The organism is Megasphaera elsdenii DSM 20460, assembly GCF_003010495.1.
GTDB classification, from domain to species: domain Bacteria; phylum Bacillota; class Negativicutes; order Veillonellales; family Megasphaeraceae; genus Megasphaera; species Megasphaera elsdenii.
Map to the genome: position 1 here is coordinate 728,283 of NZ_CP027570.1, position 9,218 is coordinate 737,500.

A 9,218-nucleotide genomic window follows, 5' to 3' on the forward strand; every position below is an offset into this window, starting at 1 on the left:
AGTTTCCATAATTCCATAGCGGGCCGCCCGCCGGGACGGCCCCTACGCACAAGGCCGCTGGCCGTGTATTTTTTTGTGACTTGTGGCCTGCGTCTATCGCGGCGCAGCCGCATCTGAATCGTACAACGCCGCCAGGGCGTCCTGGTATGGCCCCAAGATGCGTCCTACCTGTGCTTCTATGGCGTCCTGGCTGCCGTGGCGGTCACGGAGCATGGCCAGCCAGATATCTTCATCGACGAAGAGGTACTGCTCGTATGCGGCGGCGATGAGCTCTTTGGCAGACCCCATGGCGGCCAGGCGTCCATCCCGCTTCAAGGCTTCGCGAAAGGCCATCAGGCCCAGATCGAAGGCCTCCTGAAAGAGGTGGACGATGCCGTGACAAATGAAGGGATTCGTCAAATCCGCCTCTTCTGCCTGCTGCAAAAGCTGTATATGTTCCTGAAAATCACGCTGCCAATCCATAAATACCTCCCAAACATCAAACATCAAACATCAAACATCAAACATCAAACATCAAACATCAAACATCAAACATCAAACATCAAACCTATTATAATGGATTTCCGGCAAAAAAAGAAGCGGCCCTGCTGTCAGGAGGAGACAGGGCCGCTTCCGCGATAAATGGCTTGGGAATTTAGCCAGAGATTTTCTGTTGTGCCAGATAGGTTTCTTCCAGGACCTCCTTACCGGCAATGCCCGGTTGGGTCATTTCCTGCGGCGACAAGATGATGTCTATCTGTTCTTTTGTCAGATAGCCGTGTTCGAGGATGATTTCCCGGATGGGACGGCCTGTGGCATAGGCTTCCTTGGCCAGCATAGACGACCGTTCATAGCCGATGTGCGGCAAGAGGGCCGTGACGATGCCGACGCTGTGGTCGACCCAGGACTGGCAGGCTTCTTTATTGGCCTTAACGCCTTTAAGCAGGTATTTGACAAAGGCATGGACAGCATTGGTCAAATACTGCATGGAGTGGAAGAGATTGAAAGCCATGACCGGTTCCATGACATTCAGCTCGAACTGGCCGTTTTCGACGCCCAGGCTGATAGCCATGTCGTTGCCGATGATCTGGTAACACGTCTGGTCGAGGACTTCTGCCATGACCGGATTGACTTTGCCCGGCATGATGGAAGAACCAGGCTGACGAGCCGGCAGTTTCAATTCGTTGAGGCCGCAGCGTGGACCGGAAGCCATGAGGCGGAAATCGTTGGCCATCTTGATGAGCATAAGGGCCGTAGCTTTCATGTTGCCCGATACTTCAGCAAAGATGTCCGTATTATTGGTCATGTCGATGAGGTTGCGGGCTGTGACATAGATATCACCGGTCAGCATGGAAAGTTTCGCAGCAACGGCTTTGATATAGGCCGGTTCGGCATTGAGGCCCGTGCCGACAGCCGTGCCGCCCATGTTGATGACATGGACGCCTTCGAGGGACCGGGAAATACGTTTGCGGCCGCGGGCGACAGCCGAAGCATAAGCGCCCATTTCCTGGCCAAGCGTGATGGGAACGGCATCCTGCAAGTGGGTACGGCCCATCTTGATGACGTCTTTAAATTCGTCGGCTTTGACGTCCAGTTCTGTTTCCAGTTCTTTCAGCGCAGCCGTCAATTTCTTGCCTTTCATGCTCAGGCAGACTTTGATGCTCGTCGGGAAGACGTCGTTCGTCGACTGGGCCATGTTGGCGTGGTTGTTCGGCGAGATAAGGTCGTAACGGCCTTTTTCTTTGCCCATGATTTCCAAAGCCCGGTTGCACAATACTTCGTTCATGTTCATATTTACCGAAGTACCGGCACCCCCTTGGATCGGATCAACAGGGAACTGGTCCAGCCACTGACCGTCGATGATTTCACTGGCTGCCTGTACCAGGGCATTGCCGATTTTCTTGTCGAGCCGTCCCGTTTCCATGTTGGCGAGAGCAGCTGCTTTTTTGACAATGGCCATGGCCTGGATGAAGTCCGGATCCAGATGTTCCCCTGTAATATGGAAGTTTTCCATAGCTCGCATGGTCTGTACGCCATAATAAACATTATCCGATACATTCATTTCACCTAAAAAGTCATGTTCTGTTCTCATAATATCCTCCCCAATAACCCATTGATGCATTAAATATTTTGTATACAGTATTCAAGTAATAATTACAACGTTTCTGTTGCAATTAAATTCATACCCCTCCGGCGTCCCCACGCCGGTACATACAGAAAAGGCGCTGTTGAAATTGCTTCAACAGCGCCTTTGCCGTACGTACTATGAATTTACCTATATCATAGTGCATGTACCTGTACTTGTCAATATTTATTCCGTAACTTTATGTTTTATTTAGATTGATTACGGCTTATGCTTCTTCGATAGCGCCAGCCGGGCAGGAGTTCATGGCTTCCTGAGCAGCGTCATTGTTAGCTTCCGTCGATTCAGCGTAGGCTTCTGCCATACCCGTATCATCGTTCATGCGGAATACTTCTGGACACGTATTAACACACAGACCACAAGCAATGCACGTATCGTTTACTTTATATTTCATAATGAGTCACTCCTTTGACCGGACCTTCTATCCGGAAAACTTAGTCCAGTAAGTCATTCCTTACTGTGCCTATAGTATACCTCGGTTTCGGCCAAATGGCTGTTGTATTTACAACACTTTAGCGATAAGATGCCTGATAAATAGCGACACAGTCGTCTTCGCTCATAGGCATGCGGTCGGCCATGAATAATCCCGCCATAGCCGTCTTGGCATTATGGGCCATTTTATGGAATTCGTCGGGACTGATGCCGTAATCGGACATCTTGAGATTGGCGACGCCGCATTTTTCCTGTAATTCCTTCAGGGCATCGAGGAAGTCTTCCGGTTTTGCCGCATCAGGACGGCCCATATGGCGGGCCAGGATAATGAAGCGGTCGTCACAGACGTGGATGTCGATCATGTGCGAGAAATAAGCCAGGCTGATCATGATGAGGCCGGCACCGTGGGGCAGGGCCTGGTGATAGGCGCTGAGGGCGTGTTCCAGTGAGTGCTCACTCATATTGGAGCTGAGGCACATTTCCAGACCGCCGAGATAGTTACCGAAAGCGACGCGCTCCCGGGCCTTCATGTCGATGCCGTTCTGGACAGCCGTCGGCAAATAGGCGCTGATCTGGGAGATGGCTTCCAAGGCGACCATTTCACTCATCAGATTGGCTTTATTGGCCAGATAGCCCTCGATGTTGTGGAACAGGGCGTCGAACCCCTGATAAGCCGTGAATTTCGGCGGCACCGTCGCCATCAGTTCCGGGTCGATGATAGCCAGGACCGGAAACAGGGACGGGCCTTTGACAGGTGTCTTTTCATTCGTATCTTCATTGGTGATGACGCCGCCGGCATCGGTTTCCGAACCAGTCCCGGCCGTCGTCGTAATGGCTACGATAGGCAGAGGTTTTATGGCAATGGGCTTGCCCTTGCCCGTGCCCTGCGTGATGTAATCCCACAAATCACCGTCATTGGTCGCTACGACGGCAATCCCTTTGGCCGCATCGATACAGCTGCCGCCGCCTAAGGCCACGATGAAGTCACACTGATGTTCCCGAGCCATAGCACCGCCGCGCATGACCGTCGACTTTAAGGGATTGGCTTCGACCTGGTCAAAAAGGACCGTTTCGACGCCGGCTGTATGCAGTTCTTTTTCTGTCCGGTCCAGGTAGCCGTTGACCTTAGTCGATTTCCCATTGGAAATGACCAGCAAAGCTTTCTTGCCGGGAAAATCCTGTTCATGTAAATGGTTGAGCTGACCAGCACCAAATAACGCTTTCGTAGGGACAAACATCTGAAAAGACACGATGACACCACTCCTTGTCTGATACGAAAACAAGGCTGTGCAGAGAGAAAGAAATCCCTCTTGCGACAGCCCTGTCGGAAATATAAAATTTAATTTATGTGCTGATTATACTACAATATTTCATTATTATCAATCGTTTATTTTATTTTTTAATTATTTTTTCGGATGAAGCGAAATATCCGTTGCGGCATAGCCCGCATTGACGACCGCTTTCAAAAGGTCTTCGTCTTTGACGGAATCGTCGACGATGACTTCGGCTTCACCTCTCATCAGATTGACTTTCGCTTTCTTGACCCCTGGCACAGCTTCCAATGCCTGCGTCGCATGGTTGACACAGTTCTGACAAACCATACCGGAAATAGAAACGTATTTTTTTGTCCCCGAAACATCATCATGATGGAAAAGATTGCTGAAAAACCCCATAAGTCATATCTCCCCTCTCTATTTCATTAAAATAAAAATAGTAATTCTCATCATCATTATTATAAGGTCTCTTAAAATGGATTTCAAGTGGGATACTGTATACATGATTCCATATTTATGAATTATATTGACTATGATGTATGCATCATAGTACACTATAGTTGACGAAAAGTTTATTAAATTAAACTCTTTTGTTAATTTTATTAAAATTAAGGAAGTGATTATATGTCGTTTTTCCACACCAAATCCGTTGCCCAGCTCCATGCCGATTCTGAAAATTCAAACCTCAACAAAGATTTAGGCGTCATGGACCTGACATTTCTTGGCGTTGGCGGCATCATCGGTGCCGGCATTTTCGTCTTGACAGGTATTGCAGCTGCCAAATACGCCGGTCCGGCTATTTCTATTTCTTTTGCCCTGGCAGGTCTCCTCTGTATCCTCGTCGGTCTCGCTTACAGTGAATTCGCCTCCATGATTCCTTCATCAGGCAGTGTCTATTCCTATACTTTTGCCTCCCTTGGCGAAGGCATGGCCTTTCTCACCGGCTGGTCCCTGCTCCTCGGCTACACGGTCACAGGCAGTGCCGTTGCCGTCGGCTTTTCCGGCTACCTGGCGGGCATCCTCAAATCGTACGGCTATATCATCCCGGAAGTTCTCTTAAAGACCCCGGCTGAAGGAGGCATCATCAATCTTCCGGCAGTCATCATTATCCTCCTGCTGGCCTTGGTCCTGATCCGCGGGACAGAACAGAGTGCTAAACTGAATACGGCCCTGGTCTTCATCACCCTGGCCGCCATCATCTCCTTCATCTGCATCGCCACACCTCATGTGGAAATGGCCAACTTCAACCCCTTCGCACCCTTCGGCGTCCAGGGTATCCTGAGCGGTACGGCCATTGTCTTCTTCTCGTACATGGGCTTCGACGCCGTCGCCACATCGGCTGAAGAATGTAAGAAACCGGAACGCGACCTGCCGATTGGCATCATTCTTTCTGTCTTCATCTGTATGTGCCTCTACGTCGCCATGGCCCTCTCCCTGACCGGTGCCATCAACTATACGGACCTGAATACGCCGGAACCGGTCGCCCATGCCCTGCGTATCCTCCACTGGCCGGGCGTGGCCAATCTCGTCGCCGTCGGCGCCATTGCCGGCATCATCACGACGCTCATCGTCTATCTCTTCGGTCAGGCGCGCATCTTCTTCGCCGTCTCCCGCGACGGTCTCCTGCCGGCAAGCATCGGCAAGATCCATCCGAAATACCATACGCCATACCTGGTCACGATCATCGGCTCCGTAACGATTGCCATCATCGCCGGCTTCGTACCGCTGATGCACATCGTCGAACTGTCGAATACAGGTGTCCTCGCCGTCTTCCTCCTGAACTTCATCAGTCTCTGGCACATGCGCCGCAAACACCCGGAAGCACCGCGCAAATTCCACTGCCCCTGTCTCCCTGTCGTCGCCGTCGTCGGCGTCATCGTCTGCGGCTACCTGATTTACGCCCTCTCCACCCTGACCCATCTCCTCTTCTTAGGCTGGATGGTCCTGGGCCTCATCATCTACTTCGCCTACAGCAGCAAGCACAGCATGAGCAGTAAAGAGCAGTAAAGTGAATTAAAGGGATTGTCGCACGAAGGTTTTTGCCATCATGCACAATCCCTTTTTCACGTCGTTTGCCGTGGGTCGTGATTCGTTTGCCGTGAAGGTTTAAAATTTATGGGAAACTTCGTCAAACGAACCACGCCAAACGAACCACAAAAGGGGCTAGTCGCTTAATGCGACAGCCCCTTTTTTCTTATCTCTTAATCCCGAAGGCCTGGAAACCGGGATAGATACCCTGGCCGTGCAATTCATCTTCAATCTGCAAGAGGCGGTTGTATTTTGCTACGCGTTCGCTGCGGTTCGGCGCGCCGCTCTTGATTTGTGCCGTATTCAGGGCGACCGCCAGATCGGCGATGGATGTGTCTTCTGTTTCGCCGGAACGGTGGGAAACGATGGCCCGATAACCGGCGCGATGGGCCATTTTGATAGCTTCCAACGTTTCCGATACGGAACCGATCTGATTGAGTTTGATGAGGATGGCATTGCCGCAGCCTTGGGCAATCCCCTTGGCCAGGCGTTTCGTATTGGTTACGAATAAGTCGTCACCGACGAGCTGTACGCGCTGTCCCAAAGCCTTAGTCAAAGCTGCCCAGCCATCCCAGTCTTCTTCATCCAAGCCATCTTCGATGGAGTAAATGGGATAAGCTTGGGACAGTTTCTGCCAGTGGGCGATGAGTTCGTCCGTCGTGAAAGACTGGCCGCTCTTGGGCAGGACGTAGACGCCCTGTTTCGGTCCCTTCCATTCGCTGGCAGCGGCATCGAGGGCCAGGACAAAATCTTTCCCCGGTTCATAACCGGCTTTTTCGATAGCCTGGAGGATGTACTGGATAGCTTCTTCATCGCTGGCCAAATTGGGAGCAAAACCGCCTTCATCACCGACGGAAGTAGCTAATCCTTTGGCCTTCAAGAGACCTGCCAGCGCATGATAGACTTCGGAGCACCAGCGTAGACCTTCCCGGAAAGAAGGAGCGCCTGCCGACATGATCATGAATTCCTGGACATCGACGGTATTGGCCGCATGGGCACCGCCATTCAGGATATTCATCATGGGGACAGGCAGGTAGTTGCCATTGACGCCGCCGAGGAAACGGTAGAGGGGAATCCCCAGGGACGCAGCAGCCGCACGGGCGCAGGCCAGCGATACGGCTAAGATGGCATTGGCACCGAGCCGGGATTTGTCCGGCGTGCCATCGGCGTGGATCATCAAGCTGTCGACACCATACGTATCAAAAGGATCCTGACCTCTCAGGACGTCCTGTAAAACTGTATTGACATGGCTGACGGCCTGGGTGACACCTTTGCCGCCAAAGCGCTGGACATCGCCGTCACGCAGTTCCAAGGCTTCAAACTGCCCCGTCGAAGCGCCGCTGGGAGCGGCACTTCGGCCCAAGGTCCCGTCGGATAACAACACATCGGCCTGCACCGTAGGATTGCCGCGCGAATCAAGAATTTCCCGGCCGATGACTTTTTCAATGCGAATATCTTTCATAATAAAACCTCCTCTATCCATGAATAAGGTATGACGAATACCATTTGTTCAGTATCTTTACAACTATATTATACAATATAAGTATTCTTTCGCATAATACTTTACGAGAATCACTGTTATTATAATTGGACATATTCAGTCCATCATTTATAAAAGGGCTTGTCGCACGACGACAAGCCCTTTAAAGTTGTTAGTGGCTAGCAGTTAGTTGTTAGCGGATGGCTTTAAATTTGAAGGTTTTCTCTGCAAACTACAAACTATAAAGTAAACGGGGCCTCTCATGATGGTAGAAACCTTCATGCAACAGCCCCTTTTTGACAAACTATACAGCAAAAGACAGGCATTCATTTCCATCGCCTGTATGCGATACGTAGGAGACGTCCTGATCAAGGCGTCCCGCTGTGAATCGTGTGTAGGACCCTTCTGGTATATGGGGCTTTTTTTCAAGCATCACCCGTCATGTATGTCGTGTACATCACATTTCAGGTGGGCCGCCCTAGCCGGGTCGGCCCCTACGAACCACGAACAACTAACAACAAAAAAGCACTAGCCGTCGTCCCACCTATCCAGCCGAATCCAGGGTATCTCTGTCTGGCTGTATACTTTCACACCATCAGGTCACGAGATTCGGCATAAGCGACTCACACGGTTTTGCGCGTCGCAAAGCTCCTTCAAAACCGGTTCCCTGCTTATCCCAGGGAACCCTGGTCGGATAGAAAGCCGCTCATTCCCTACGAACCACGAACCACGAACCACTAACAACGAACAACAAAAAAGCACTGGAATTTTCCAGTGCTTTTTTACAAGAATCAGCGGCTTCCTATCCTCCCAGGGGGCCTCCCCCCAAGTACTTTCGGCGTTTGCGGGCTTAACTGCTGTGTTCGGCATGGGAACAGGTGGATCCCCGCAGCTATCGCCACTGAATTGTCATGTGATTCAGGATTCGTATCCTGACAACTGCATAAAAATGTTTTTCTTAACAAACTCTCTGCTCGTCTCCGAATCGTCGTTCTCTCTGTGTATCTGTTTCCAGTTTCACAGTTTTCTGAGATTCGGAGTAAGCGATTCACTCAGTTTTGCGCGTCGTCTCCGACTCCTTCAAAACTGGTTCTCTGCTTAAGTCAAGTCCTCGGTCTATTAGTACCGGTCCGCTCCGTACATCGCTGTACTTCCACTCCCGGCCTATCAACCACATCGTCTTTGTGGGACCTTACTTGTTAAAACAATGAGAAACCTCATCTCTAGGCTGGTTTCACGCTTAGATGCTTTCAGCGTTTATCCGTCCCCGACGTAGCTACCCAGCTACACGGCTGGCGCCATGACTGGTACACCATTGGTCGGTCCACTCTGGTCCTCTCGTACTAGGAGCAGCCCCTTTCAAGTTTCTTACGCCCGCGATGGATAGGGACCGAACTGTCTCACGACGTTCTGAACCCAGCTCGCGTACCACTTTAATGGGCGAACAGCCCAACCCTTGGGACCTACTTCAGCCCCAGGATGTGATGAGCCGACATCGAGGTGCCAAACCTCCCCGTCGATATGGACTCTTGGGAGAGATAAGCCTGTTATCCCCAGGGTAGCTTTTATCCGTTGAGCGATGGCAATTCCACTCTCTACCACCGGATCACTAAGCCCGACTTTCGTCCCTGCTCGACCTGTCCGTCTCGCAGTCAAGCTCCCTTCTGCCTTTGCACTCTTCGCGCGGTTTCCGTCCGCGCTGAGGGAACCTTTGGGCGCCTCCGTTACTCTTTCGGAGGCGACCGCCCCAGTCAAACTGCCCGCCTGAGACTGTCCGCAAGCTCGTTACGCTTCTCGTTAGAATTCCAATAAAACAAGGTTGGTATCCCACCAATGGCTCCACAAATACTGGCGTACTTGTATCTAAGCCTCCCAACTATCC

The 9,218-nt window shown here is 51.3% G+C and carries 7 protein-coding genes and 2 rRNA genes (1 of these 9 only partly in view); 1 reads left to right on the top strand and 8 read right to left on the bottom strand.

Annotated elements, in window-relative coordinates:
* Positions 1-93: 93 nt before the first annotated feature.
* From C6362_RS03485 to C6362_RS03505, 5 genes are all read right to left on the bottom strand, one after another.
* Complete coding sequence (locus tag C6362_RS03485; RefSeq protein ID WP_014015375.1) at positions 94-462, bottom strand: nucleotidyltransferase substrate binding protein; 369 nt, start codon at positions 460-462, stop codon at positions 94-96.
* A 172-nt stretch (positions 463-634) separates the two neighbouring features.
* Positions 635-2,071 carry an aspartate ammonia-lyase gene (locus C6362_RS03490; RefSeq protein WP_014015376.1) on the bottom strand — a complete coding sequence of 479 codons (1,437 nt, stop codon included), beginning with the start codon at positions 2,069-2,071 and terminating at the stop codon, positions 635-637.
* 259 nt (positions 2,072-2,330) lie between these two features.
* Entirely contained in the window at positions 2,331-2,516 is a 186-nt protein-coding gene (locus C6362_RS03495) for a ferredoxin (protein WP_014015377.1), read from the bottom strand.
* A gap of 118 nt (positions 2,517-2,634) precedes the next feature.
* Entirely contained in the window at positions 2,635-3,804 is a 1,170-nt protein-coding gene (locus tag C6362_RS03500) for an iron-containing alcohol dehydrogenase (RefSeq protein WP_014015378.1), read from the bottom strand.
* Between the two features lie 153 nt (positions 3,805-3,957).
* Positions 3,958-4,227: a heavy-metal-associated domain-containing protein gene (locus tag C6362_RS03505; RefSeq protein WP_014015379.1), complete on the bottom strand. Its 270-nt coding sequence runs from the start codon at positions 4,225-4,227 to the stop codon at positions 3,958-3,960.
* A 225-nt stretch (positions 4,228-4,452) separates the two neighbouring features.
* Between C6362_RS03505 and C6362_RS03510 the strand changes: the two genes are divergently transcribed.
* The gene (locus C6362_RS03510) at positions 4,453-5,835 is read left to right on the top strand and encodes an amino acid permease (protein ID WP_014015380.1); all 1,383 of its coding nucleotides are present in this window, start codon (positions 4,453-4,455) and stop codon (positions 5,833-5,835) included.
* Positions 5,836-6,022: 187 nt separating this feature from the next.
* Here the strand turns inward: C6362_RS03510 and eno are convergent, their stop codons facing one another.
* From eno to C6362_RS03525, 3 genes are all read right to left on the bottom strand, one after another.
* Positions 6,023-7,318, bottom strand: coding sequence for a phosphopyruvate hydratase (gene eno / locus C6362_RS03515; RefSeq protein ID WP_014015381.1), 1,296 nt, complete (start codon positions 7,316-7,318; stop codon positions 6,023-6,025).
* A gap of 807 nt (positions 7,319-8,125) precedes the next feature.
* Positions 8,126-8,242, bottom strand: a 5S ribosomal RNA gene (gene rrf / locus C6362_RS03520).
* 193 nt (positions 8,243-8,435) lie between these two features.
* Positions 8,436-9,218, bottom strand: a 23S ribosomal RNA gene (locus C6362_RS03525) (it continues 2,130 nt past the right edge of the window).